The 23973-nt window shown below is 68.8% G+C and carries 22 protein-coding genes, 1 pseudogene and 1 riboswitch; of the genes and pseudogenes, 11 read left to right on the top strand and 12 right to left on the bottom strand.

Translation table 11 applies throughout. The features are described 5' to 3' along the window. Positions 1-256: 256 nt before the first annotated feature. Positions 257-373, top strand: a pseudogene (locus tag J2850_RS32370) (pentapeptide repeat-containing protein); the annotation flags it as partial. 6 nt (positions 374-379) lie between these two features. Continuing rightward, complete coding sequence (locus J2850_RS22185; protein WP_209986457.1) at positions 380-736, top strand: pentapeptide repeat-containing protein; 357 nt, start codon at positions 380-382, stop codon at positions 734-736. Positions 737-918: 182 nt separating this feature from the next. Here J2850_RS22185 and J2850_RS22190 read toward each other — a convergent pair whose 3' ends face one another. The 5 genes from J2850_RS22190 to J2850_RS22210 form a co-directional block, all read right to left on the bottom strand. Continuing rightward, positions 919-1401, bottom strand: coding sequence for an ATP-binding cassette domain-containing protein (locus J2850_RS22190; protein WP_209986460.1), 483 nt, complete (start codon positions 1399-1401; stop codon positions 919-921). 53 nt (positions 1402-1454) lie between these two features. Beyond that, entirely contained in the window at positions 1455-2150 is a 696-nt protein-coding gene (locus tag J2850_RS22195) for an amino acid ABC transporter permease (protein WP_209986462.1), read from the bottom strand. A gap of 2 nt (positions 2151-2152) precedes the next feature. Next, complete coding sequence (locus tag J2850_RS22200) at positions 2153-2911, bottom strand: amino acid ABC transporter permease (RefSeq protein ID WP_209986465.1); 759 nt, start codon at positions 2909-2911, stop codon at positions 2153-2155. An 87-nt stretch (positions 2912-2998) separates the two neighbouring features. Beyond that, positions 2999-3946, bottom strand: coding sequence for an amino acid ABC transporter substrate-binding protein (locus J2850_RS22205; RefSeq protein WP_209986468.1), 948 nt, complete (start codon positions 3944-3946; stop codon positions 2999-3001). A 103-nt stretch (positions 3947-4049) separates the two neighbouring features. Continuing rightward, the gene (locus tag J2850_RS22210) at positions 4050-5372 is read right to left on the bottom strand and encodes an aspartate aminotransferase family protein (protein WP_209986470.1); all 1323 of its coding nucleotides are present in this window, start codon (positions 5370-5372) and stop codon (positions 4050-4052) included. A 217-nt stretch (positions 5373-5589) separates the two neighbouring features. Between J2850_RS22210 and J2850_RS22215 the strand changes: the two genes are divergently transcribed. The 7 genes from J2850_RS22215 (at position 5590) to J2850_RS22245 (ending at position 12984) form a co-directional block, all read left to right on the top strand. After that, positions 5590-6510: a LysR substrate-binding domain-containing protein gene (locus tag J2850_RS22215; RefSeq protein ID WP_209986472.1), complete on the top strand. Its 921-nt coding sequence runs from the start codon at positions 5590-5592 to the stop codon at positions 6508-6510. A gap of 160 nt (positions 6511-6670) precedes the next feature. After that, positions 6671-6798, top strand: a riboswitch (TPP riboswitch). Positions 6799-6897: 99 nt separating this feature from the next. Further along, positions 6898-8022: a LuxE/PaaK family acyltransferase gene (locus J2850_RS22220; protein ID WP_209986474.1), complete on the top strand. Its 1125-nt coding sequence runs from the start codon at positions 6898-6900 to the stop codon at positions 8020-8022. Position 8023: 1 nt separating this feature from the next. Beyond that, complete coding sequence (locus J2850_RS22225; RefSeq protein ID WP_209986477.1) at positions 8024-9514, top strand: acyl-CoA reductase; 1491 nt, start codon at positions 8024-8026, stop codon at positions 9512-9514. A 68-nt stretch (positions 9515-9582) separates the two neighbouring features. Further along, entirely contained in the window at positions 9583-10356 is a 774-nt protein-coding gene (locus tag J2850_RS22230; RefSeq protein WP_209986480.1) for an ABC transporter ATP-binding protein, read from the top strand. Further along, positions 10353-11171 (top strand): ABC transporter permease, encoded by an 819-nt coding sequence (locus J2850_RS22235; RefSeq protein WP_209986484.1) that lies wholly within the window; start codon positions 10353-10355, stop codon positions 11169-11171. The genes J2850_RS22230 and J2850_RS22235 overlap by 4 nt, the downstream gene beginning before the upstream one ends. Positions 11172-11185: 14 nt before the next feature. Further along, positions 11186-12220 carry an ABC transporter substrate-binding protein gene (locus J2850_RS22240; protein WP_209986487.1) on the top strand — a complete coding sequence of 345 codons (1035 nt, stop codon included), beginning with the start codon at positions 11186-11188 and terminating at the stop codon, positions 12218-12220. Then, entirely contained in the window at positions 12217-12984 is a 768-nt protein-coding gene (locus J2850_RS22245) for an SDR family oxidoreductase (RefSeq protein WP_209986490.1), read from the top strand. The genes J2850_RS22240 and J2850_RS22245 overlap by 4 nt, the downstream gene beginning before the upstream one ends. Before the next feature lie 34 nt (positions 12985-13018). Here J2850_RS22245 and J2850_RS22250 read toward each other — a convergent pair whose 3' ends face one another. Continuing rightward, entirely contained in the window at positions 13019-14203 is a 1185-nt protein-coding gene (locus tag J2850_RS22250) for a plasmid replication protein (protein ID WP_209986495.1), read from the bottom strand. A 767-nt stretch (positions 14204-14970) separates the two neighbouring features. Between J2850_RS22250 and J2850_RS22255 the strand changes: the two genes are divergently transcribed. Together J2850_RS22255 and J2850_RS22260 are read left to right on the top strand one after the other, a co-directional pair. Next, entirely contained in the window at positions 14971-15975 is a 1005-nt protein-coding gene (locus J2850_RS22255) for a helix-turn-helix domain-containing protein (protein WP_246513365.1), read from the top strand. 71 nt (positions 15976-16046) lie between these two features. Next, positions 16047-16670, top strand: a complete 624-nt coding sequence (locus tag J2850_RS22260; protein ID WP_209986498.1) for a hypothetical protein — start codon at positions 16047-16049, stop codon at positions 16668-16670. A gap of 15 nt (positions 16671-16685) precedes the next feature. Here J2850_RS22260 and J2850_RS22265 read toward each other — a convergent pair whose 3' ends face one another. From J2850_RS22265 to J2850_RS22290, 6 genes are all read right to left on the bottom strand, one after another. Next, a complete protein-coding gene (locus tag J2850_RS22265) occupies positions 16686-17825 on the bottom strand; it encodes an alpha-hydroxy acid oxidase (RefSeq protein ID WP_246513367.1) in 1140 nt (379 codons plus the stop codon). Positions 17826-17853: 28 nt separating this feature from the next. Continuing rightward, on the bottom strand, positions 17854-18732 hold the full coding sequence (locus tag J2850_RS22270; protein WP_209986503.1) for an IclR family transcriptional regulator: 879 nt from the start codon (positions 18730-18732) through the stop codon (positions 17854-17856). Positions 18733-18820: 88 nt separating this feature from the next. Further along, positions 18821-19741, bottom strand: a complete 921-nt coding sequence (gene dapA, locus J2850_RS22275) for a 4-hydroxy-tetrahydrodipicolinate synthase (RefSeq protein WP_209986506.1) — start codon at positions 19739-19741, stop codon at positions 18821-18823. Positions 19742-19786: 45 nt separating this feature from the next. Then, entirely contained in the window at positions 19787-21571 is a 1785-nt protein-coding gene (locus tag J2850_RS22280; RefSeq protein ID WP_209986510.1) for an ABC transporter permease subunit, read from the bottom strand. A gap of 1 nt (position 21572) precedes the next feature. Next, positions 21573-22697, bottom strand: coding sequence for an ABC transporter ATP-binding protein (locus J2850_RS22285; RefSeq protein WP_209986512.1), 1125 nt, complete (start codon positions 22695-22697; stop codon positions 21573-21575). Positions 22698-22879: 182 nt separating this feature from the next. Further along, positions 22880-23962 (bottom strand): ABC transporter substrate-binding protein, encoded by a 1083-nt coding sequence (locus J2850_RS22290; RefSeq protein WP_209986514.1) that lies wholly within the window; start codon positions 23960-23962, stop codon positions 22880-22882. Positions 23963-23973 lie beyond the last annotated feature (11 nt).

Raw genomic sequence — 23973 nt, forward strand, 5'->3', positions numbered from 1 at the left:
CCGAGGATGGAAGCCTCGAGGTTGAAATCAGCATCCACCACGGCGACGAGATCCAGCTCAAGGCTCACCGCTGGTAGTTTTTCAGCAGCCTGCTAATGGGCACCAGAAGTGCTTTCAAAGGCCTGCTGCAGTTAGCGCAGATGTTCAAACAGCTATTAGCATACTGAATAAATGGAGATCGTCACCATACTATTCAGATAGGTTTTGCAACAAGCCTCTAGCGGTACATGAAACAATCAATTTCCGGCAAGCGTATCTGTTTAAAGCAAGCTTTGAAGGATCTCACGGATACTGCGGGTCGTATTTTGAGCAATCCACCATACTTGGAGCGAATTTCAGAAATGCGGATCTAAGATACGCACAATTTGGAGGCGCCAATTTGGAAGATTGGAAAGCTTACGGAAACTGTGGCCCAGACGGCAACATCAGACCAGATAATCTGGATGAGGAATTGCATAAATTGAAAGAGTGGGAGAGGTATTATTATGGAGCTGACTTCACAGGCGCAATCCTTATTGGTGCGAATTTCCAGGACGCAGGGCTAACCGGAGCCATATTTAAAAAAGCGGATCTTAATGGAACGTCATTCAAGGGCGCGAATATCGGAAGAGCGGATTTCCGAGAGTCCCTGAATTTGAATGCTGAACAGCTCGCCGAGGCTTGTGCGGATGACACATTTTTCCCTCCTGATAGAATGAAAGATGAGGCCGTAAAGGTGAAGCGGTGTAGTAACTAAAGTTCCTTTTTACGCAATGATTTCCATTCCGGCAATTTGGGTAAATTTTGTGTTCCGCTGCAAAGTTTTACGGCAGGCGCGGGGAACCGTGCAAGTTGCGACTTCAGGCGGCCTTCTCCAAGAGGCTTGCGATGAAGGTCGCCTGGGCTGATACGTCGTTGGCAGGAATGGTGGCAACCCGCTCATCGCGGGCCATCGCCATGATTTCGGAGCCGGCGATCGTGCGGAACGCGCTGTGGACGCTCTTGCCCCCTTGTCTTGGCCAGCTCCGACGTCTTTTCCCGCCCGACGCCCTTGACCTTCATCGGTGCCAGGCAGCAGTTCTTGAGAATGGTCAGGTGAGGGAACAGGTTGAAATTCTGGAAGACCATACCGGTGTCCCGCCGGACGGCGGCGATATCCTTGCCGTTGTTGGTCAGTTCCTTGCCATTGACGACGATGCGCCCGCGGTTGTGCCGTTCGATGTGATTGATGCACCGGATCAGGGTCGTGCCGGACCCCGAAGGTCCGCAAATGATGACCCTCTCCCCCTTGCCGATCGCCAGGTCGATGTCCGACCGGGCCTGGAACTCACCGTAGATTTTGCACACGCCCTCCAGGCGGACGATCGGTTCCTCGTTCCTCGGCGTCGCAGGTTTTTCGGTATCGGCGATTTGAATGTCCATGGGCCATTTTCCAACCGTTCAAAGGTCTGCCGGGATTTTGCAAGTTCGGGGGCTCACCGCTGTGCCGCGTGGGCGGCCGTTCGGCGCTTGAGGATGGCGACGCAGTGCGATGCCAGGCTGCAGATGGCGAGATAAACCAGGGCCACGGTCACGGAGAGCTCCACGAACCGGCCGTTGAGCTGGACAAGTTTCGACGCCGCCCCGACAAGATCCGTCAGGGAAAGCACATAGACCAGGGACGTATCCTGAAAAAGAATGATGGTCTGGCTGAGCACGATCGGCGCCACCGTCCTGGCGACCTGGGGAAGGACGACGTAGCGGTAGGCTTGCGGCGTGGTAAGGCCAAGGGCATGCGAGGCCTCGACCTGGCCGCGGTTCAGGGCGCGCAGTCCGACCCGGATGATCTCCGAGTAATAAGCGGCTTCGAACAGGCAGAAGGTGATGAAGGCCGTCGACGTCGGACCGATCGAGATGGGCCGGCCGTCCGGCGACAGCGACCCGAGGATGATCGGAACCAGGAAGAAGAACCAGAACAGGACGAGGATCAGCGGAATGGATCGCATCGTCGCGATGTAGATCCGGTCGGCATGGCCCAGCACCGGGATCTCCAGATGCTGCGCCAGGGCGAGACCGGTCCCGAGCACGATCCCCGCCGTGAAGGCCGTTGCGGTCAGGGCCAGGGAAAAGGCGAGCCCCGAACACAGATAAGGCCAGGCCTGAAGGACGACCGTGAAATCGATGGCTTGCATGTCTAGGCTCCCTTCGCCGTCCGCAGGCGACCGAAGCGCGGCCGGCTGCGCTGTGCCGGCCCTGGAATGTGGAAACGGCGGTCGACCAGGGTCATCAGGCCGTAGGCCACGAGGGCTAGGGTCAGATAGGCGAGGGTGGCTGCGCCGAAAGCCGCGAAGGTCTGGAAGGTTTCCTCGCTGACCTGACGCGCCTGGGCGGTGAGTTCCAGCAGGCCGATGGTCAAAGCCACCGACGTGTTCTTGTAGATCGCCATCACTTCGCTGGTCAGGCTGGGCACGATCAGCCGCAGCGCCTGCGGCAGGATCACCAGCCGGTAGGCTTGGACGGACGAAAGCCCCAGCGCGCGCGTGGCTTCGGCCTGTCCCTTCGGCAAGGCCTCGATCCCCGCCCGGACCTGTTCGGCGACGCGCGACGCCGTGTAGAAGGACAGGCAGGCCAGGGCCGGCAGGAAGCTTCCCCAAGGCGGCGGAAGCTGCTTGAGCCAGCCGCCGGCCGCGGCCGGCAGGATTTCGGGCAGGACGAAGTACCAGAGGAACATCTGGACGAGGACCGGGATGTTCCGGAAGATTTCGACATACAGGCGCGCCAGGAGCGCGACGGAGCGTCTTTCGACCGTCCTGCCGACGCCGACCAGGACGCCGACGGCAAACGCAATCCACCATCCGAAAAACGCCAGGGCGAGAGTCCAGCCAAGCCCCGACATCAACCAGTCCAGATAGCGTTGGCCATCGGACGCTTGATCGAAAAGAACATCGAACATTCGACAACCCCTCGGCACGGTTTCCGGTTGGCCGCATCGGCACCGGACGGCGCCGGCACCATCGGCGGCGGTCGGTGGGACCGGAACCTAAGGGGTGAGGGCGTCGCTGGGGTGGGTGACGCGTTCCTTCAGGGCCGCGCTCATCGGCAGATAGAGGCTCATCCCGGCCGGCGGGATCGGCTGCACGAACCAGCGCTCGTACAGGCGGTCGAACTCGCCCGACGCCATCACCCGCGCCAGCACCCCATCGACCAGCCGCTTGAAGCCGGCATCGTCGCGGGCGAGCATCAAGCCGTAGAAGGTGCTGTCGCCACGGGAGTCCGGCAGGACGGCAAAGGCTTTCGGGTCGGGTGCGTTGGCCACCAGCCCGGCCTGCAGGATATCGTCTTCGAACCAGGCGGCGGCACGGCCGGTGCGGAGCATCAGCAGGGATTCCGCCTGGTCCTTGGTTTGGATGAAGGCCAGGTCGAGGGATTTTTCGCGATTGATCCGCTCGGCGACCGAACGGTTGAGCGACCCCTGCGTCACGACCACGGGTTTTCCCTTCAGCTCGTCCGCCTTGGCGATCCCCGAAGAGGCCAGCGTGAGCCATCTGGCCTGGCTGACGAACGTCGCCACCGAGAAGGCGATCTGCTTCTGGCGTTCGGCGGTGTTGGTCGTGCTGCCGCATTCGAGATCGACGGTGCCGTTCTGGATCAGCGGAATGCGGTTCGACGCGTTGACGGCCACATAGGCGATCTTGAGATCGGGACGCTTCAGCTCCGCCTTCACATGCTCGGCCACCGCCTGGCACAGGTCGATGGACAATCCGACAGGCTTCTGGTTGCCGTCCAGGTAGGAGAAGGGAACCGACGATTCACGATAGCCGAGCGTCAGCGTGCCGGTGTCCGCGATCTTGGCAAGCGTCCTGCCGTCGGCGGCAGCAGTGGCGGCAGCAGTGGCGGCCATGGCCGTGGTCGTAGACGTGGCCGCGGCGAGCGCCATCAGGCCGAGAGCGCCGAGGGCGGTGCCGACGAAGAATTGACGTGATTGCATGATGCCTCCTGTCGGCCGCCCGCGGGCGACCCTGGCCGTAGGTCTCTGCGATCGGACGGCCGGAGACGCCGGCCGCCCGACGGGTTCGCCCGCCTTCTCCCGGTCAGGCCGCCTTGCTCGCCGCCAGCTCGTCCAGGCTATCGCGCAGGGACCGGTCGAGGATGTCGACCGCGCGGTCGATCTCCTCGGTCGAGACGGTCAGCGGCGGCGCGATGCGCCACACCGAGCCGCGCTCCGGCCGCCTGCGGATGTTCATGCTCAGGCCGCGCTCGAAGCACTTCTGCGTGGTCAAGGCACCCAACTGGTGGGCCGGCGTGCGGGAGGTCCGATCGGTGACGAGTTCGACGCCGAGCAGCAGGCCAAGGCCCCGGATGTCGCCGATGGCCTCGTAGCGCTGCTGCAACTCCTCCAGCCGGCCGCGCAGATAGGTCCCCATGACGTTGGCCCGCGCGACCAGGCTTTCCCGCTGGATGACGTTGAGGACCGCCAGCCCGACCTCGGCGGCGAGCGGGTCCGAGACGTGGCTGGTGTAGAAGGCGAATTTCTTGGAATGGATGTCGTCCTCGATCTTCGCGGTCGTGGAAACCGCCGCAACCGGCAGGCCGCCGCCCAGCGTCTTCGACATGGTCATGATGTCCGGAACGACGCCGAAATACTCCGCGCCCGTCCGGGTCCCGATGCGGCCGAACGCCGTCTGGGCCTCGTCGAAGATCAGCAGCATGCCACGGTCGTCGGCCGCCTTCCGCAGCGCCTGCATGAAGGCCTTCGGGGGCACCAGCACGCCGCCGGCGCTGACCACCGGCTCCACGATGATGGCCGCGCCGCGGCCGGTCGACTGCATGTCGAACATCTTGAGCGCAAGGTCGAGATTGGCCAGTGCCGCCTCTTCCTCGGTCGCCTTGTCGATGTAGGGCCGGTAGGCGTTCGGTTCGGGGATGACGTAGATGCCGGACACCGGAACGCCGTAGCCCTTGCGGTCGCTTGCCATCGAAACCGCGCTGGCCCCACCGGTGATGCCGTGCCACGAACCGCCCAGCGCCAGGATCTCGAAGCCGCCGGTGTACATCTTCGCCATGCGAAGGGCGACTTCGCTGGCCTCCGAGCCGGTGTTGATGAAGATCGAGCGCTTGAGATCCCCCGGCAACCAGTCCCGCGCCAGCGTCTGGGCGAGCTCGGCCACCACCTCCGGGATCATGCCGCTGAAGAAATGGAAGGCCTTTTCACCGGCGCGATGCACCGCATCGACGATGGCCGGATGGTTGTGGCCGATCGTTGCGCACATCTGGCCCGACGTGAAGTCGAGATACTCCCGCCCCTGACTGTCCTTTACGATGGTTCCTTTCGCCGACGTAAACAGGGTCGGGAAGACGTCGCCACCATATCTGACCAGGTGCTCCTGAGCCAGATTGTAAAGATCTTCCTTCATTTTCGATTTTCCTTTGGAAACGTGAGCGATCTGGATTTCCGACTTAAAAGCAGTCTCGTCGTGAGAGCCTCCGAACTTCTGGACGAACTCACAGGACTGACAGTTATCCCCGACCAGACGCGCCGGATTTTGCTCAGATTTACTTGGATTTCCTTGACAGGATTGATACCGAATGCTTCACTGCCCAACCAGCCGAAAAAAGTCAGCGCCTTGTGAGATGAATTCAACAGCCGGACCCAAACGCCCCCGACTGCCTCCGCTCAAGGCTCTGCTTGCCTTCGACGCAGCCTGCCGGCACGGCAGCTTCAGCCAGGGCGCCGAGGAGCTCGGCGTGACCCCCTCGGCCGTGAGCCACCAGATTCAGCAGTTGGAGGATTTCCTGGGAATATCCCTGTTTCAAAGGCATGCAGGCCGGGCGGTCCTTACGAACACCGGGCAGGCCTACGCCCGCGAGATCGGACACGCACTGGGACTGATCGCCGAGGCGACCCGGCGAGCCGCCCCACAATCCCAAACCGGGCACCTCGTCATCGCCTCCGGTCCCAGCTTTGCGGCCAAATGGCTGCAGCCGCGCCTTCCACAGTTCCTGGCTGCCAATCCAGGGGTGAAGGTGCGGCTGTCGACATTGTCCGACCGTGGGGATTTCGACAACGCCCGGTTCGATATCGCGATCTCCTATGGCCGGCCGGCATCGCCGCAATGGCATGCCGAGCCTTTGTTGATCGAAAGGCTCCGACCCTACTGTTCTCCGCAGCTTGCGGAAGCGCTCGGCCTGAAGACGGTCGAGGACCTGGCGCGCGCGACACTGATCCACTCGGTCAACGCTCTGACCTGGGCCGAATATCTTCGCACCATCGGCCATGACGGCCTCAGGCCGGTGAACGAGCTCTGGCTTGACCGGTCGACCATGGCAATCGACGCTGCGGTCGCCGGCATGGGGGTCGTCCTCGAAAGCGAACTCCTGACCGCGCGGGAGGTCCATGACGGCAAGCTCGTTCCGTTGTACGAGGGGGCGTCGCTGCAGGTGGAGACAACGTCCTATTTCCTGGTCAAGCCACCCGGATACCGGCACGGCACACGGATCGCGGCGTTCGAAAAATGGCTGAGGAACGGGATCGCCGCCGAGAGGAAGGTTTGATTTCAGTAGGCGTGCCCGATTTCCCGGCGTCGGGACGGAAACCGCCGCCGGCGCCCCGCGACGGCACGCTTCCGGAAGAGGGCGATCCTCGCCAAACGCGATGCCCTTGTTCGCTTCTCCAACCATCCTTGACAGGATGCCGCAGGCTCCCCTAGCTTGGTCGCGTTCCCTGGGGGGCCTCGTTAGGAGGCTGAGACTCCGCCGGCCGGGCTTCGTCCCGGCAACGCGGTGACCCACCGAACCTGATCCGGGTCATGCCGGCGTAGGGATGCGGAACATCGGGCGGGTCAACGCCCCCTTTTTCCGTCCTGACACCCGTGGTCCGCCAGCCATGGTCCGCCGCACCGCCGGCCGGATCGGCCGCCCTCGCGAAAGGTGTCAGTGGACGTGTCCGACGCTCGAACCTCCGAAGCCCGCCTGATCGACGAACTGCTCGCCTTCATCGCTTCCGGCGATATCGAGGGTATCGGCGACGACGCCTTCAACCGCCTGGCCTTGCGGGTCTTCGCCCACCAGTTCGACCACAACGCGCCCTACCGCCGCTTCGCCGTACAGCGCGGCCGCACGCCGCGCACGGTGCGGAGCTGGCGCGAGGTGCCCGCCGTCCCGATCAGCGCCTTCAAGGACCTGACACTGAGCTGCCGGCCGCCGGAGGAGTGCGAGCGGGTCTTCATGACCAGCGGCACCACCCGCGGCGTGCGGGGCAAGAGCCACCATCCGACGCTGGCGGTCTACGACCGCTCGATGACCGCCAACTTCGCCCGCCGCTTCATGCCCGCCGACCCCGGCCGCCCGGACCAGCGGCAGGCGCGCCTGCGCATGGGCATCCTGTTCCCGACCGAGGAGGCGATGCCGAACTCCTCGCTGGCCCATTACCTGGCACTTGCACTGCGGGAGTTCGGCACCTCCGACAGCCGCCATTTCATCGGCGACGGCGGGCTCGACGTCGCCGCCGTAACCGCCGAGCTGGAACGGGCAGAGCGCGACGGCGAGCCCTACGCCCTGCTCGGCGCCAGCTACGGCTTCGTCCACCTGATGGACGCCCTGCGCGCCCTGGGCCGGCGCTTCTCGCTTCCCGCCGGCAGCCGCATCCTCGACACCGGCGGCTTCAAGGGCCAGTCGCGCGAGCTGGAGCCCGACGAGTTCTACGAATGCCTCTCAGCGTTCTTCGGCGTGCCGCGCAGCGCCTGCATCAACATGTACGGCATGACCGAGCTGAGCACCCAGTTCTACGACGACGGCAACGCGGTCTGCCCGTCGGTCAAATCCGGGCCGCACTGGATCCGCAGCCGCCTGATCAACCCCCTGACCGGGGAGGAGGTGCCGGACGGCGCGGTCGGCGTGCTGGTGCACCACGACCTGGCGCATTTCAACTGCGCCTCGGCCATCCTGACCGAGGATGCCGGGATCGCCGCGGGGGGCCGCTTCCGCCTGCTCGGCCGCGCCGACGGCGCCGACGCCAAGGGCTGCTCGATGGCGGTCGAGGAGTTCCTCAAGGCGGCGCGACCCTGAGATGGCGGCCCACGACGCGGAGATCGCCGGCCATCTGCCCGGCTTGGCGGCCGACGAGGTGGCTTGGCGGACGCTGGCCTTCGCCCGCGGCGGCGAGACGCTGGAGGTCGCCGTCCCGGCGCTTGACGAGGCGCAGGTCGCCCGGCTCGCCGCCCATGTCCGCGCCGCCGCATGCCGGTTGCGGGAGCGGCCGGTCGGCGCCATCGCCGCCGCCATCGATCTGGCGGTGGCGCGGCTGCTCGACCGTAGCGACCCGTGGCGGCGCAAGGCCGAACGGCTGCTGCCGCTGGTCACCGGCTACGACGCCGAGATGGTCCGGCTCGGCCTCACCAGTTACCTCAAGACCTTCCGGCGCCCGCAGCTTCAGACGTTCCTGGTCGAGGATTTCGGCAATCCCCTGGTGCTCGACGATTTCCAGCCGATCCCCAAGGGCGGTTTCGCCCGCGCCTTCGGTCCCGGCCTGCTGCTGCACGTCTGGGCCGGCAATGTCCCCGGCCTGCCGCTGTGGAGCCTGGTCTCCGGCCTGCTGGTGAAGGCCGGCACGGTCGGCAAGCTGCCAAGCGCCGAACCGCTGTTCGCCGGCTGGTTCGCGCGCATCCTGGCGGAGGTCGATCCGGATCTCGCCGACTGCCTCGCCGTCGTCTGGTGGAAGGGCGGGGACAGGGGCGGGGATGAGGCGCAGGAGCGGGCCTGGCTGGCGCAGGCCGACACCGTCCTCGCCTATGGCGGCACCGAGGCGCTTGACGCCATCCGCCGCCGGCTGCCGGTCACCACCCGCTTCCTGCCCTACGGCCACAGGATCAGCTTCGCCATGGTCGCCCGCTCGGCCCTCGACACCGGCAAGGCGCAGGCGGTGGCCGGCCGGGCGGCCTGGGACGTGATGCGCTACGACCAGCAGGGATGCTATTCGCCGCAGACCATCTTCGTCGAGCGCGGCGGGCGGGTGTCGCCGCGCGACTTCGCCGGCTACCTTGCCGGCGAGCTGGCCGGGCTGGAGATCCGCCATCCCCGCCGCGCCCTGTCGCTGGAGGAGGCGGGCAGCGTCGCCGCCTGGCGCCATGCCGAGGAGACGAAGGGCTTTGCCGATCCCGGCCGGACGCTGCTGGGCGATCCCGCCGGCGCCTGGAGCGTCGCCTGTGTGGACGGGCCCGGTGGCGGGTTGGGCGAAGCCGCGCTGGCGCCCTGCGGGCTGAACCGCACCGTCACCGTGGTCGCCCTCGACCGGCTGGAGGATGCCGTCCTCGGCCTCGTCCCCTATCGCGCCTTCCTGCAGACCGCCGGGATCGCCGCGGCGCCGGAGGAGCTGTTCCGCCTCTCCGGGCTGCTCGGCGGCGCCGGCGTCACCCGTGTCTGCGCGCTCGGGCGGATGACGGCGCCGGAAGCCGGCTGGCACCATGACGGGCGCTTCAACCTGCTCGACCTCGTCACCCTGACGGAGATCGAGCATTCGGCGGAGCAGGCTGCCGACGACTTCGCCCGCTATGCCGACTGAGCGGCCGGCCCTGAGGAGAACGGCCCTGAGAAGAACGGCCATGGGAGAGCGGCCTTGAGGAGACGCGCATGAGCTTCGTCGCCATCGACGGCGCCGGCTACGCCATCGGCAACGGTCCCGCCATCGTCGAGGACATCGACTGGCGGATCGGCGAGGGCGAGTTCCATTGCCTGGTCGGGCGCAGCGGCTGCGGCAAGACCACGCTGCTGAAGCTCGCCGCCGGCCTGCTGCTGCCGACCTCCGGCAGCATCCGCATCCGCGACCGGGCGGTGAGCGAGCCGAGCGCCGAGGTCGGCTTCGTCTTCCAGGCGCCGACCCTGCTCGACTGGCTGCCGGTGATCGACAACATCCTGCTGCCGCTGTCGCTGAAGCGCCGGGTCGGGCCGCAGGACCGCCGGCGGGCGGAGGAGCTGCTCGCCCTGGTCGCCATGCCCGGGCTCGGCGCCCGCTATCCGCGCGAGCTGTCCGGCGGCCAGCAGAGCCGGGTCGCCATCGCCCGCGCCCTGGTCACCGACCCGGCGCTGCTGCTGTTCGACGAGCCCTTCGCGGCACTCGACGCCATCACGCGCGAGGAGCTGCAGGACGACCTGCTGCGCCTGTGCGGCCGCGGCGGCACCACCATGCTGTTCGTCACCCACGACATCGCCGAGGCGGTCTATCTCGCCGACCGGGTCGCGGTGATGGCCGGCGGGCGGCTGTGCCACGACCTGCGCATCGACCTGCCGCGCCCGCGCGGGCGCGACGTCCGCTACGCCCCGCGCTTCACCGCACTGTGCCGGGAGCTCCGCCGGGCGATGGATGGCGGCGCGGTCGCGGCCATGCCGCTGGACGCCGCGTCATGAGCGCCCCAGGCACCCTGCGGACAGGCACCACCCTGCGGGCACGGGCCGGCTCCGTCCTGCTGCTCCTGCTGCTGGTCGGCGGCTGGGAGGGTTACTGCCGCCTTGCCGGCGTGCCGGCCCTGGTGGTGCCGCTGCCGTCGGCGGTGCTGGCGACCTTGTGGGACGGGCTGGCCAGCGGCTTCCTGCTGCCGCACATCGCCAGGACGGTGGCGGAGATGGCGCTGGGGCTGGGGCTCGGCTGCGCCGTCGGCTTCCTCGCCGGCGTGCTGCTGGCCGAGGCCGAGGGGCTGCGCCGGCTGCTCCACCCCTACGTCATCGCCAGCCAGGTGGTGCCGAAGCTGGCGCTGGGGCCGCTCTTCATCATCTGGTTCGGCTTCGGCATGACCTCCACCGTGGTGATCACCGCGCTCGTCTGCTTCTTCCCGCTGCTGGAAAACACCATGACCGGCCTGCGGCAGGTCGACCCGCAGAAGCGCGAGCTGTTCCGCATGCTGCGGGCCACCCGCCTGCAGACCCTGCTGCGCCTGAAGATCCCGGCCGGGCTGCCGGTGATCCTGGCCGGCGTCCGGGTGTCGGTGGTGCTGGCGCTGGTCGGCGCCGTCGTCGGCGAGTTCATCGGTGGGCGCACCGGGCTCGGCGCCTCGATCATCGCGGCGCAGGGCATGATGGACTCCACCATGATGTTCGCCCTGTTCGTCGTCATCACGGCGCTGGGCATGCTGGCCTACCAGGCCGCCGTTCTTCTGGAACGCCGGCTGCTGCGCCGCCATCCGTCCAACCAATCGACCAATCAACCAACCAACCGACAGGGCTGAAGGGCCGACCACCGATGAAGACGCCGTTTGCTGGGTATCTGCGCAGGGCCGCCGCCCTGGGCTTCGCCATCGGGCTCGCCGCCCTGTCGGGCTTGGCCACCGCCGGGCCGGCGCTGGCGATGGACAAGGTGACCGTCGCCGGCTGGAGCCAGCCGATCAGCGAGATCACCAACCTGCTGGCCGAACCCGACAAGGGCTTCTTCAAGGCCCGCGACATCGCGCTGGACTATGTGCCGGGCACCGGCGGCGGCTCGGCCATCCAGACCCTGCTGACCGGGCAAGCCAACGTCGCCTTCACCGACCCGGCCTCCTTCTTCCTGGCGCTCGACAAGGGCCAGAAGCTGGTCGCCATCTACAACATCTACCCGCAGAACGTCTTCAACGTGGTGTCGCCGAAGGAGCGCAACATCACCAGGCCGGCCGACCTGAAGGGCAGGCGGGTCGGGGTCTACAGCCTGTCCAGCGGCACCTACCAGAACCTGCTGGTGCTGCTGCACCAGGCCGGCCTGTCGGAAAAGGACGTGACCATCGAGGTGACCGGCCTGCTGAACTTCGCGCCCGTGATCCAGGGACAGGTCGACGCCACCGCGGCGACCGACACCGGCCTCCATGTCGGCCTGCAGAAGGGGCTGAAGGACGTCAACGTCATCGAGGTGAAGGACAGCCTGAACCTGCCCAGCGACATCTTCGTGGTGACCGCCGAGACCTACGCCACCCGGAAGGACCTGCTGAAGCGCTTCCTCGCCGGCTACCGCGACAGCGCCGCCTGGATGATCGCCCAACCCGAGGAGGCGGCGCGCATCGCCGTGACCCGCGCCATCAACGGCCGCGACGAGGCGACCAACCTCGCCATCATCACGCTGCGCAACGCCTCCAGCCAGTCGGAGACGACCCGGGCGACGGGGCTCGGCAGCTTCGACCCCGCGCTGATGCAGCAGGGCGCCGACAGCTTCCGGCAGCTCGGGCTGATCGCCGGTCCGATCGACATCGCCAAGGTGGTCGCCACCGACCTGATCCCCGCGCCGGACGGAAAGGCTGCCGCGCCATGAAATTCCGCGACAGGACCGTCCTCGTCACCGGGGCCAGCCGCGGCATCGGCGCCGCCATCGCCAGGGCCTTCGCGGCGGAGGGGGCGACGGTCGTCGTCAACTACCTCCGCAACGCCGAGGCGGCGGAGTGGGTGGCGGCGGAGTGCCGGTCGCTCGGCGGCGACGGCTGGGCGCTGCAGGCCGACGTCACCGACGACGGCGCGGTGCGCGCCATGGCCGACCGGCTGTCGGACGAGCTCGGGCGACTCGACGCCATCGTCAACAACGCCTTCCGGCCCTACGCCTTCGATCCCGAAAAACGCGCCCTGTTCTGGGACCTGGAGTGGGGGGACTACCGGTCGCAGGTCGACGGCGCCCTCAAGGGCACCTTCACCGTCTGCCGGGCGATGCTGCCGCTGCTGCGCCGGCGTCCGGGCGGCAGCATCGTCAACATGGCCACCGACCTCGTCGCCCGCCCGACGGTGCCCTACCACGACTATGCCACCGCCAAGTCGGCGCTGGTCGGCTTCAGCCGCAACCTGGCGGCGGAGCTGGGGCCGCTCGGCATCCGGGTCAACTGCGTCGCCCCCGGCCTGGTCTATCCCACCGACGCCAGCCGCTCCACCAGGGAGGACGTCAAGGACAGGATCATCGCCCAGACGCCGCTGCGCCGCATCGCCACGCCGGAGGACATGGCCGGCCCGGTGCTGTTCCTGGCCTCGGACTGGAGCCGTTTCATGACCGGCCAGACCCTCTACGTCGACGGTGGCCTGGTGATGGGATGAGGCATCGAGCCGGCCGCCAGCAGGCCGCAGCCGGTCAGTCCTCCGTCCGCGCGGCGCCGGCCTCCAGCAGGCTGGCGCGGCGGCGGCGCACCTCGGCGCTCTGGCCGGAGGTGATCGCGACGAACTCCTTCGGGCGCTCGTCGCCGCCGGCGAGTGCCTTGTAGGTGGCCGCGTTGGCCTCCTGGACGTCGTTGCCGCGCCGGACCTGGTCCAGGAACTTCCGGCTCGGCATCATGATGTACTCGATGTCGTCGATGCGCCGGCCGGCCTTCGACACCGTCTTCTCGACGCGGTCGAGGATGCCCTCGTCCACCAGGGAATCAACGGCCAGCGTCACGGTGCGCAGCGTGTCGCGGCGCCGGCTCCACTCGTTCATGCCGCTGTTGTTGATGATCTCGTCGGCCGACAGCGTCATCGGCGGCACGCCGGCCCGGTCGAGGCGGGCGGGATCGAGGTCGCCGTATTCGATCGACAGCCGGTTGTACAGCCAGCGCGCCACCGGGCTCTTCAGCCGCATGATCCACTGGTAGGAGATCGGCTTGAATTCCAGGTTGCGGATGGCCGAGGCGACCAGCGCGTTGAATTCCAGGTAGGTGTCGTCCTCGTCCTCCTCGCCGGCCTCGCCGCTGCGCGGACGGATGTACAGCGTCGGGAAGACCGAAGATTCCAGGACCGGGCGAGCCGACTTGCGGCCGTTCTCCGGACCCTTGCTGATGATCATCCGGGTGCGCGCCAGGATCTCCAGCGCCTCGCGGATCTCCGCCGTGTCCATGGTCCGATTCACGGCGCGCAGTTCGCGGCGGATTTCATAGAGCGAGAAATGGACGCGGACCCGGTCCTGCTTGTCCCCCATCAGCGACAGGCGCGACCGGTCCATCGCCAGCCGGCGGACCACCTGCTCGACGATCTGCTCGCGCTCGGACGGGAACACCTCGTATTCGACCATGCGCTTTTCCGCCGGATTCTCGCCCGGCACCGGCTTGGCCGGCCGGTAGATGCGGGCGGGCTGCAGCGTCAGGCTGAACATCGAGTCCTTGAAGGGGAACTCCTTGTGCACCGACTGGACGAAGGAATTGGCGGCCGGCAGCTCCGGCTCGCCGCCGCGCCCCTTCGACACGAACACGAAGCGTGGTGCGGTGTCGTAAAGCGCGATCATATGGGACTGGCTGCGGTCCTCCATCTCGAACAGCGTCAACTGGACCGCGTTTGCCTTGCTCATGGCTCATCCCTCCTCGCCCAGCCCTCACGATAGGGGGCGGCACGCCGCGCAGGCAACCGGCGGCGGCCTGCCGCAGCGGATCGCGGGCGCCGCCTGTGTCCCCTTTGCCCGCGTCTGTGTAGGAAATGCCCGCGGCTCATGTCCCGTTTGCCCGCGGTTCCTCCGGAAGGGGTCCGAGGATCTCTCGCGGCGCCGACGACGACGGGCCAGCGGGCGGAGGAAGCGCGCGAATCGGGGGTCGTGGGGAAGCGCGGGCAAACGGGACAGGTCCGGCCGCGACGGCGGCCGCGCTGGGAACTGACGGACCGCGCCCAAAACGCGGGCAAATGGGACAGGCCGTGGGCCTGCGGCTGGCAAACGCGGGCAAACGGGACACAAGCCACGCAGTGGCCGTCGGCCAAGCGCGAGCAAATGGGACAGGTCAGACCGCAAATCATCAGGAAGCGCGGGCAAACGGGACAAGCGGGGCGCCGGGGCGCGGTGCGCCGTCGGCGGCGGCGCACCGGCAAGCGCGGGCAAACGGGATCGAATCCGATTCGCGGAACAGGCGCGGGCAAACGGGACAGGTCCGCGAGCAAATCCGACACAGGCGCGGGCCGGCGGGACCGGCGCGCGGGCAAAAGGGACACAACCGACTCGGTCCTCTTTGCCCGCGATTCGACGCCTGCCGCGGTCGGCGGAATCCTTGGCGCAACGTCGCGGCCCGCCAAGCCGCATTCCCCCTGCCGCCGGCTCACCCCCGGCCACCCGATCGCGGAGAATCTCCGATGCCGACCATACCGCGCGACCCCCGGCGCGCTTCCAGGCCCGCTTCCCAGCCTGTTTCCAGCCCGGCCCGCCGCCCCGCCCATCCGTCCGGGGCCGGCAGCGCCGGAAAACCAGCCACGCAGGACGCCAAACCATACGATGCCCGCCGCTGGGGCCGCATTCCGGCATGGTGGCTGGAGCATCCCGACCTCGATGCCGACGGGTTCGCCGTGCTCGCGGCGCTGGCCACCTTCGCCGACGACCAGGGCCTGTGCTGGCCGTCGCAATCGACCCTTGCCGCCAAGCTGAAGCGGTCACGCCCGACGATCAACCGCATCATCCAGACGCTGGGTGACCTAGGGCTGGTCAGCGTCGAGCATCGCCGCGGCCGCGACGGCGCCCGCCTGTCCTGCCTCTACCGCCTGCGCTTCACCCCGGACGGCGCCACCCCGGACGGCGCCACCCCGGACGGCGCCACCCCGGAGGATGCCGCAGCGGAACTGGCCGCCGACGCGGCCGGCCTCCGCCCTGTCCAGGCGGCCGACAGGGATGACTCGCAGGCGTACACCCCCTGTCCGCAACCGAGTCAGGAACAGGTCCATTCCGAACAGATTCCGGACTCGCACGCTTCGGGCGGGCACGGGCCGGCGACGGACGGAGCCGCACGGGAAGTTCCCGCCGACTGGATGCCGAACGCCGCCGACCTCGCCTGGGCCGGAAGCCGCCATGCCGGAATCGACCTCGGCCGCCATGTCGAAGGCTTCGTCCTGCGTTGCCGGGCCCACGGCTACCGCTACCGCGACGTTTCCGCCGCGTGGCGGGCCTGGCTGATCCAGGATGCCGCCGCCGGCAAGGCGCCGCCGCAACCGGCTGGAATGCCGCCGTCGTTCCAGCGTGACGCCACCCCGGCGGCAGCTCTCAAAGCCACCCCGCCGCGCCCACAGGCTGCCGCCGACCAGCGCCTCGGCGCCTGGGCCGCCGCCGCCGCCGAGTTGCGCCGCCGGACCTTTGCCTCACCCCTCTGATCCGCCACTCCGGTCCATCACTCCGCTCCATTGTCCAACCCTCCGGAACGCCACGGGAGACCGCAACCGCCATGGCCACCGTCACCAGCCTGCCGCGCCCGCTGCCCTCGGTTTTCGATCCGGCCCTGCCGCCGCCCCTGCGCCGGGACAGCCTGCTGTCCGCCCTGCCGCCGGTCCTGCGCGATCGCCTTGCGCAGGGACGGACCGAAAGCCGCCCGCGTTTCGCCGAGGACGGCTTCGACGGCATGGCCGAGCGGTGGTCGCCGCCGGCCGGGGTGACGCCGGCCGAAGCGGCCCTGGCGCAGCGCGCCCACGACGAGCTGTGCGCCAGCGTGCTGGCGCCGGTCGACGGCGATCATCTGCTCGCCCGCATCCTGTCGCTGCTCAGCCATTTCCCGGCCAAGGGGTTGTCGCCGGAGGTGGAGCGGCTGGTGGCGCTGGACTGGGCCGAGGATCTCGGCGAATACCCCGCCTGGACCGTCGACGCGGCGGCACGCCTCTGGCGCCGGAGCCGCAAGTGGCGCCCGTCGATCGCCGAGATGCGTGCGCTCTGCGAGGAGCTCTGCGCGCCGGAACGCGCGCTGGCCGCCCGCCTGCGCGCCCTGGCGGCGGCCGGACGGGACGAGCGGGACGGGGCCGCACCGGCGGGCGGCGTTCGCGCGCCGGGTGCCGGCACGCTGCGGCGGATGGGCTGAGCGGTGCTGGCGCGGTCAGCCCATCCGGCAGCCGCGCAGGTCGGCGACGCTGCGGCACCCCAGCAGGGACATCGTTCGGTCGAGTTCGTCGGCGAGGATGGCGAAGGCCCGTTCGGCCCCTCGCTGCCCGTCCGCCGCCAGCCCGAACAGCGGCGCGCGGCCGAGCAGCACCGCCGAGGCACCGGCGGCCAGCAGCTTGGCGGCGTCGCTGCCGCGGCGCACGCCGCTGTCGGCCAGCACCGTCAGGCGGTCGCCGACCTCGTCGGCGATCCGCGGCAGCACCGCGAGCGGCGAGGGCGCGCTGTCCAGGTTGCGGCCGCCATGGTTGGACACGACGACGGCGTCGACGCCGGCCTCCGCCGCCTGCCGGGCATCGTCAGGCGACAGGATACCCTTGATGACGATCCGCCCCTTCCAGCGCCGGCGCAGCTCCGCCACGTCGCTCCAGCACACGCGGTCGCACAGCCGGACCGGATCGTGCGCCGCCGCTTCGGTGATGCGTCCGCGGAACTCCGGCGGATAATGGGCGTAGGCCGGCCAGCCGCCGCTGCGCAGGCAGCGCAGCAGCACCGTCCACGCCCAGGCCGGGTGAAGCGCCACGTCGACGGCACCGCGCAGGCTGGGGGTGACCGGGACGCCGAAGCCGTTGCGCTGGTTGTATTCGCGCTTGGGCGACACTGCCGTATCGACGGTCAGCACCAGCGTTTCCGTCCCGCAGGCCGCCACGCGGTCGAGCAGCCGGTGGGTCAGGCCGCGGTCGCGCCAGACATAGAGCTGGAACCACAGCTCGGCGCCGGACGCGGCGATCTCCTCGATGGCGGTGATCGACTGGGTGGAGACGCAGAAGGGGATGCCGGCGGCCTGCGCGGCCCTGGCCAGCAGCACCTCGCCGCCGAAGCGCACGAGGCCGGCGGCGGCGGTGGGCGCGACGACGAAGGGCAGCGGACGCCGCCGCCCGAACAGGCCGGTCTCCAGGCTGCGCCCGTTGGTGTCGACCAGCACCCGCGGCATCAGCTCGCAGCGGTCGAAGGAGCGGCGCAGGCGGGAGAGCGCCGTCTCGTCCTCGGTGCCGCGGTCGATGTACTCGAACATGCCGCGCGGCAGGAAGCGCCGGGCGGCCCGGCGCAGGTCGTCGATGTTGAGCGTCGCGTCCATGGGGAGCCTGGAAGGGGGCCGGGATCCGTCAGCGCGGATAACCCGCGAACTTGTTGACGGAGATCGAGGTCGCTGCCACCTGCACATGCTGGGCGAGTTCCTGCTCGGCGCGTTCCGGCGTCCAGCGGGTGGTGGGGACCGAAATGTTCAGGCCGGCGACGGCGCGGCCGTGCTCGTCGGTGACGGCGGCGGCGACCGAGATGTCGCCCATCACCGTCTCGTTGGCCACCACCGCATAGCCCTTCTCCGCCGCCTCGCGGACGCGGGCGCGCAGGCGGGCCGGATCGTTGATGGTGAAGGGCGTGAGCGGGCGCAGGTCGGTGCGGGCGAGGATTTCCTCCTGCTCGTCCTCCGACAGGCGCGACAGGATGGCGGTCCCCGACGCGGTGAAGTAGGCGGGCAGCCGGCTGCCGACCATGATGTCGATGTTCACCAGGTGGCGGCCGGGAAAGCGGGCGACGAAGACGATCTCGTGGCCGTCCAGCTCCTGCAGGTTGGCGGTTTCGCCGACACCGCGGCTGATCTCCAGCAGGTAGGGCGACGCCTTCTCGATCAGCTCGTTGGCGCGCAGGTAGTTGTAGGAGAACTGGAGGAGCTTCGGGCTGAGGGCGTAGTTGCGCGTGCCGTGCACCCGCCGCAGGTAGCCCAGAACCTCCAGCGTGTAGACCAGCCGCTGGGCGGCGCTGCGGTCCAGCCCCGCCGCCTTGGCGATCTCCGACAGCGGCATCTGCCGGTGCGGGCCGTCGAAGGCGTGCAGGACCTGGAAGGTCTTCTCGGTCGAGCCGACGAACAGCGACGAGCCGCGCGGATCGGCTTTCGCCTTCGTCTCCGCCGCGGCGGCGGCACCCTCTTGTCCGGCCCGTTCCGCCGTGCTGCCCGTCTCGGTGGGGTTCCCGGCCTTCGGCATCGGTCCTGCTCCTCGCGTCATCGGCATTCCCTCGCGCAACGCATAGCATCCGGCGGGCCGGATGCCACGCGTGTCGCGATGCGAGCGGTCAGGCGACCGCCGCGACCGGCAGTCCTTCGTAGGTGGTCAGCAGGCGCGACAGCTCGCGCCGCAGGGCGTCGCGCAGCTCCGGCCGCGGCTCGCGCAGCGGCGGCAGCATCGCCGGGGCGTTGACGCCGATCAGGTCCATCACCGACTTCATCGGCCCCGGATTGGTTTCGGCGAAAGCGAGGTTCATCATCGGGATGAGGCTGCGGTGGATCTCCAGCGCCTCGGCGGTCTTGCCGGCCGAGGCGAGGTCGAACACCAGGCGCCAGGCGCGCGGCAGCAGGTTGGCGGTCACCACGATGCCGCCCTTGGCACCGGCGGCGACGTGCAGCGGGAACAGCGTGTCCTCGCCGCTCAGCATGGCGAAGGAGGGATGCAGCCCCGCCACCGTGCGCAGGAAGTGGTACATGTCGGTGTTGCAGGCCTTCATGCCGACGATCCGCTCGTGGCGCGACAGCTCGTGCAGCACCTCGGGATCGACGGCGATGCGGGTGCGGTAGGGGATTTCGTAGATCAGGATCGGCACCGGCGACTCGTCGGCATAGCGCAGGAAGTAGTCGCGGATGCCGGCCTGGGTCGGGTTGGTGTAGTAGGGCGTCAGCACCAGCAGGCCGTCGACGCCGGCTGCCGCGAAGTCGCGGCCGGCGGCCAGCGCGTCATGGTAGCCGGTGTCGAGCACGCCGGCGATGACCGGCCCCTTTCCCGCCATCGCCTCGACCGTCAGCTCGGCGAAGCGGTTGCGTTCGGCCCGCGCCAGCGCGCCGTATTCGCCGGTTCCGCCCAGCGGGACCACCCCGTCGATCCCCTGGCGGTTCAGCCAGGAGAACAGCGCCTTGGACGCCGCGACGTCGATGGTGCCGTCGGCGGTCACCGGCGTCGGGGTGGCGGGCAGAATGCCGCGGAGCTTGGTGGCATCGAGCATGATGTATCCTTGGAAGTGCGAAGAGGTGGAGCGGCGGTGCAGGGCTCAGGAGGCCAGGCTGCGCCGGCGCAGCCGGTCGGCGGCGTAGATCAGCACCGCGACGAAGACGAGGAGGCCGGTCGACACCGCCGCGATGACGGGGGAGACCTGCAGCGTCACCTCGTCCCAGAACTGCTTGGGCAGGGTGGCGCTGAGGCCGCCCGACGAGAACAGCGAGATCGTCAGCTCGTCGAAGGAGGTGGCGAAGGCGAACAGGAAGGACGACAGCATGCCGGCGCCCAGGATCGGGAAGGTGACGTGGCGCAGCGCCGCCAGCGGCCGGGCGCCCAGGCTCTGCGCCGCCAGGTCGAGCCGGGTGTCGTAGTTGCGCAGCACCGCCGTCATCGTCATCACCACATAGGGCACGGCGACCACGGTGTGGCCGATCACCAGCCCGAGGATGGTGCCGACCAGCCCCATCTGGGCGAAGACGTAGAACAGGCCGACCGCGATGATCATGCGCGGTACGATCACCGGCGACAGGATGAAGGCCAGCATCGCGCCCTTGCCCCGCATGCGGCTGCGCACCATCAGGAAGGCGGCCGGCACGCCGATCGCCATCGACAGCAGCCCGGTGCCGAACGCCACCACCAGCGAGCGCGTCAGCGCCTGCATCCACAGCGGCGATTGCAGGAGCTGCTCGTACCATTGCAGCGAGAAGCCGGTCGGCGGCCAGGCCAGTCCGGCATTGCCGAAGGACAGCGGCACCATCAGGAAGGCCGGCAGGCTGATCAGCCCCAGCATCGCCCACACCAGGACGCGAAGCGTCGCGGCCGGCTTCTCGCCGGTGCCGTGCGGCCGGCGGCGCGGGAACAGGCCGAGCAGCGCGTCGCTGGCCGAACCCAGCAGCCCCAGCACCCGGCCGCCCAGCCGCCGCATGGCGGTGTCGCGGTTGTGCGTCGCGCCGGCGGTCTCGCCGGTCAGCGTGGAAAAGCCGAAGACGCGGTCGTAGAGCACGAACACCGCCAGCACCACCGTCAGCAGCAGCACCGAGATGGAGCCGGCCAGGCCCCAGTTCAGCGTCTGCTGCACCTGGTCGATGATGAGCTGGGTGATCATCGTCTCGCGCCGCCCGCCGAGCAGGGCCGGCACGATGAAGAAGCCGATCGCCGACACGAAGACCATGATCGCCGCGGCGGCGACGCCGGGCAGCGACAGCGGGAAATAGACGGTCCAGAAGGCGGTGCCGGGGCGGGCGCCCAGCGTGCTGGCGGCCCGCGGCAGGGTGCGGTCGATGTTCTCCATCACCGCCAGCATGGTCATCACCGCCAGCGGCAGCATGGCGTGCACCATGCCGACCAGCACGGCGCCGAAGCCGTAGAGCAGGTCGATCGGTCGGTCGATGATGCCCAGCGACATCAGCGTGCCGTTGATGACGCCGTTGCGGCCGAGGATGATGACCCAGGCGAAGGCGCGCACCAGGAAGCTGGTCCAGAAGGACAGCAGCACCCAGAAGATCAGCCGGCTCTTCGCCGGCCCCTTCGCGATCGAGATCAGGTAGGCGATGGGGTAGGCCCCGGCCACCGCGACCAGCGTCGTCGCCAGCGAGATCTTCAGCGTGATCCACAGGACGGTGACGTAGAGGCTGGAGGAGAAGAGCTGCTTGTAGGGCGCGAGCGTGAAGCCCTCGCCGTTGTAGACGCTGAGCGCCAGCAACTGCCCGACGGGATAGACCAGGAAGGCCAGGAGGAGCAGGACGACGGGCGCGCCCATCAGCACCGGCTTGCGCCAGGCCGGCGGGGCGGCGCGCCGGCCGGCCGAACGGGGCATGGTCATGGTGTGGTCGCTCATGTCAGGCCGCTTTCGCCGCGCCGGCGGAGGCCGCCGCGTCAGGGATGACCACCGCGTCGCGGCTGTTCCAGGACAGCGCGAGCACGTCGTCGATGCGGATGGCGTCGGCCTCGTTGCGGGTGGGGAAGGCGGCGACCAGCGGCGGCAGGGCGCGGTCGAGCGGCTCCATGTAGACCTTGGTCAGGCTGCCGGTGACCATCACGTCGGACACCCGCCCCCGCACGCCCGGCACGCCGTCGCCCGCCGGACGGGCGACGCCCAGGTTCTGCGGCCGCACCATCACCCGCACCGCCGAGCCCGCCGGCAGGTCCTGGCCGTTGGCGAGCGCGCGGCCGGGAATGCCGTCGCTGCCCAGCCGGATCTCCGCCTCGTCGCCGACGCGGGTGCCGAGCGCCGCCGGCAGAAGGTTGGATTCTCCGAGGAAGTCGGCGACGAACAGCGTGCGCGGGCGGAAATAGAGGTCGGCCGGAGTGCCGAGCTGCTCGATCCGCCCGGCGTTCATCAGGCAGATGCGATCGGACATCGTCATCGCCTCTTCCTGGTCGTGGGTGACGTAGACCACCGTCGTCCCCATCTCGCGGTGCAGCCGCTTGATCTCGAGCTGCATGTGCTCGCGCAGCTTCTTGTCGAGCGCGCCCAGCGGCTCGTCCATCAGGATGATCGACGGCTTGTAGACCATGCAGCGGGCGAGCGCCACGCGCTGCTGCTGGCCGCCCGACAGCTCGCGCGGGTAGCGGCCGGCGATGTGCGGCAGATGCACCATCTCCAGCGCGGCGCGCGCCTGCTTCTTCGCCTCCGCCGCCGCGACCTTGCGCATCTTCAGCGGGAAGGCGATGTTCTCCTCGATCGTCATGTGCGGGAACAGGGCGTAGTTCTGGAACACCACGCCGATGTCGCGCTCGTAGGGCGGGGCGTAGGTCACGTCCTGCGCGCCGATGCGCACGCTTCCCTCGTCGGGGGGGACCAGCCCGGCCAGCAGGCTGAGCAATGTCGTCTTGCCCGAGCCCGAGGGGCCGAGCAGCGTCAGGAATTCGCCATCGGCGACGACGAGGTCCGTGGGGGCGAGCGCCACGAAATCGCCGTAACGCTTGGCGAGGCCCTGGACGGTTAGGCTGGAAGACGACATGGCAGGTCTCCTCGCGGGGGAATGGGGTGGGAATGGGGGAAAGCGGGGAGGGGGCAAGGCCGTGCCTCTCTCCCGGCCCCTTCCCCGCCGTCGGCGGAGGAGGGGATCGCCGCCGCTCCGCCGGCCGCCCCCTTTTCCGCGTCAGCGGGGGAGGGCCGGGGAAGGGGCGGCGGGCCGGAGCCTCAGCTCAGCAGCCAGGCGTTGTAGCGCTCCAGCGCCTTCTGCTGGTTGTCCAGCCAGTACTGGGCGTTGATCTTGACGCCCTTCTCGATGTTCGCCGGGAAGGTCGGGCAGTCGGGCGCGACCTTCGGGTCGATGTGGTTGAAGGCGTCGGGCAGGGTGACGCCGGCCGGGAAGTACTTCACCAGCTCGGCCTGGCGCTTGGGGTCGCAGGTGAACTTGATGAACTGGCGGCAGGCGTCGGCGTTCGGCGTGCCGGCCAGGATGGCCCAGCTATCGAGGCCCCAGATGTTCTGGTCCCAGACGATGCCGACCGGGGCGCCGGCGGCGATCGCCGCCTGCGGGCGCGACACCCAGGTCGGCACCATGTCGACCTCGCCGGAGATCAGCATCTGCTCGACCTGCGCGCCGCTGGTCCAGAACACCGAGATGTCCTTCTTGATGCGGTCCAGCGCCTTGAAGGCGCGGTCGAGGTCGCAGGGATAGACCGAGCCGGTCGCTACGCCGTCGGCCATCAGCGCCTGCTCGATGGTGTCGAACGGGTGCTTGCGCAGGGCGCGGCGGCCGGGGAAGTTGGCGACGTCGTAGAAGTCCTTCCAGGAGGCCGGCGCCTTGCGGCCCTTGAAGGCGTCGGTGCGGTAGGCCAGCACCGTGGTGTAGACGTTGGTGCCGACGCCGTAGGCCGACATGTACTGCTTGGGGATGGCGGCGACGGCCGGGTCGTTCTCCAGCCCGTGCTTCTCCAGCATCGGCTTGTCGCCGGCGGTCAGCATCAGGATGGCCGGCTCGCTGATCTTGGCCATGTCCCAGGTGTAGGACTTGGCTTCCACCATCGAGCGGATCTGGGCGGTCGGTTCGGCGTTGGCCTGGACGCCGACCACCTCAATGCCGGTGGCCGCGGTGAAGGGCTTGTAGAAGACCTCGCCGTAGGCCTTGGTGTAGATGCCGCCGTCGTCACGGACGACGATCCGCTTGTTCTGTGCGCGGGCGGGGCTCCAGATCGCCGGCATGGCGAGCGCCGCGGTGCCGGCGGCGCCGGCTTTCAGCAGGGTGCGGCGGGACCAGCCGGATTGGCGCATGCTCATGTCGGAACTCC

It is taken from the genome of Azospirillum picis (assembly GCF_017876115.1).
Lineage (GTDB): Bacteria > Pseudomonadota > Alphaproteobacteria > Azospirillales > Azospirillaceae > Azospirillum > Azospirillum picis.

Bases quoted from the DNA above. Each gene is read 5' to 3' on its own strand.
- J2850_RS22235 (WP_209986484.1), top strand. From the start codon at position 10,353: ATGAGCGCCCCAGGCACCCTGCGGACAGGCACCACCCTGCGGGCACGG.
- J2850_RS22200 (WP_209986465.1), bottom strand. From the start codon at position 2,911: ATGTTCGATGTTCTTTTCGATCAAGCGTCCGATGGCCAACGCTATCTG.
- J2850_RS22195 (WP_209986462.1), bottom strand. From the start codon at position 2,150: ATGCAAGCCATCGATTTCACGGTCGTCCTTCAGGCCTGGCCTTATCTG.
- J2850_RS22265 (WP_246513367.1), bottom strand. From the start codon at position 17,825: ATGGACGCGACGCTCAACATCGACGACCTGCGCCGGGCCGCCCGGCGC.
- J2850_RS22240 (WP_209986487.1), top strand. From the start codon at position 11,186: ATGAAGACGCCGTTTGCTGGGTATCTGCGCAGGGCCGCCGCCCTGGGC.
- J2850_RS22190 (WP_209986460.1), bottom strand. From the start codon at position 1,401: ATGGACATTCAAATCGCCGATACCGAAAAACCTGCGACGCCGAGGAAC.
- J2850_RS22285 (WP_209986512.1), bottom strand. From the start codon at position 22,697: ATGTCGTCTTCCAGCCTAACCGTCCAGGGCCTCGCCAAGCGTTACGGC.
- J2850_RS22280 (WP_209986510.1), bottom strand. From the start codon at position 21,571: ATGAGCGACCACACCATGACCATGCCCCGTTCGGCCGGCCGGCGCGCC.
- J2850_RS22260 (WP_209986498.1), top strand. From the start codon at position 16,047: ATGGCCACCGTCACCAGCCTGCCGCGCCCGCTGCCCTCGGTTTTCGAT.
- J2850_RS22255 (WP_246513365.1), top strand. From the start codon at position 14,971: ATGCCGACCATACCGCGCGACCCCCGGCGCGCTTCCAGGCCCGCTTCC.
- J2850_RS22290 (WP_209986514.1), bottom strand. From the start codon at position 23,962: ATGAGCATGCGCCAATCCGGCTGGTCCCGCCGCACCCTGCTGAAAGCC.
- J2850_RS22270 (WP_209986503.1), bottom strand. From the start codon at position 18,732: ATGCCGAAGGCCGGGAACCCCACCGAGACGGGCAGCACGGCGGAACGG.
- J2850_RS22215 (WP_209986472.1), top strand. From the start codon at position 5,590: ATGAATTCAACAGCCGGACCCAAACGCCCCCGACTGCCTCCGCTCAAG.
- J2850_RS22250 (WP_209986495.1), bottom strand. From the start codon at position 14,203: ATGAGCAAGGCAAACGCGGTCCAGTTGACGCTGTTCGAGATGGAGGAC.
- dapA (WP_209986506.1), bottom strand. From the start codon at position 19,741: ATGCTCGATGCCACCAAGCTCCGCGGCATTCTGCCCGCCACCCCGACG.
- J2850_RS22210 (WP_209986470.1), bottom strand. From the start codon at position 5,372: ATGAAGGAAGATCTTTACAATCTGGCTCAGGAGCACCTGGTCAGATAT.
- J2850_RS22205 (WP_209986468.1), bottom strand. From the start codon at position 3,946: ATGCAATCACGTCAATTCTTCGTCGGCACCGCCCTCGGCGCTCTCGGC.
- J2850_RS22225 (WP_209986477.1), top strand. From the start codon at position 8,024: ATGGCGGCCCACGACGCGGAGATCGCCGGCCATCTGCCCGGCTTGGCG.
- J2850_RS22230 (WP_209986480.1), top strand. From the start codon at position 9,583: ATGAGCTTCGTCGCCATCGACGGCGCCGGCTACGCCATCGGCAACGGT.
- J2850_RS22245 (WP_209986490.1), top strand. From the start codon at position 12,217: ATGAAATTCCGCGACAGGACCGTCCTCGTCACCGGGGCCAGCCGCGGC.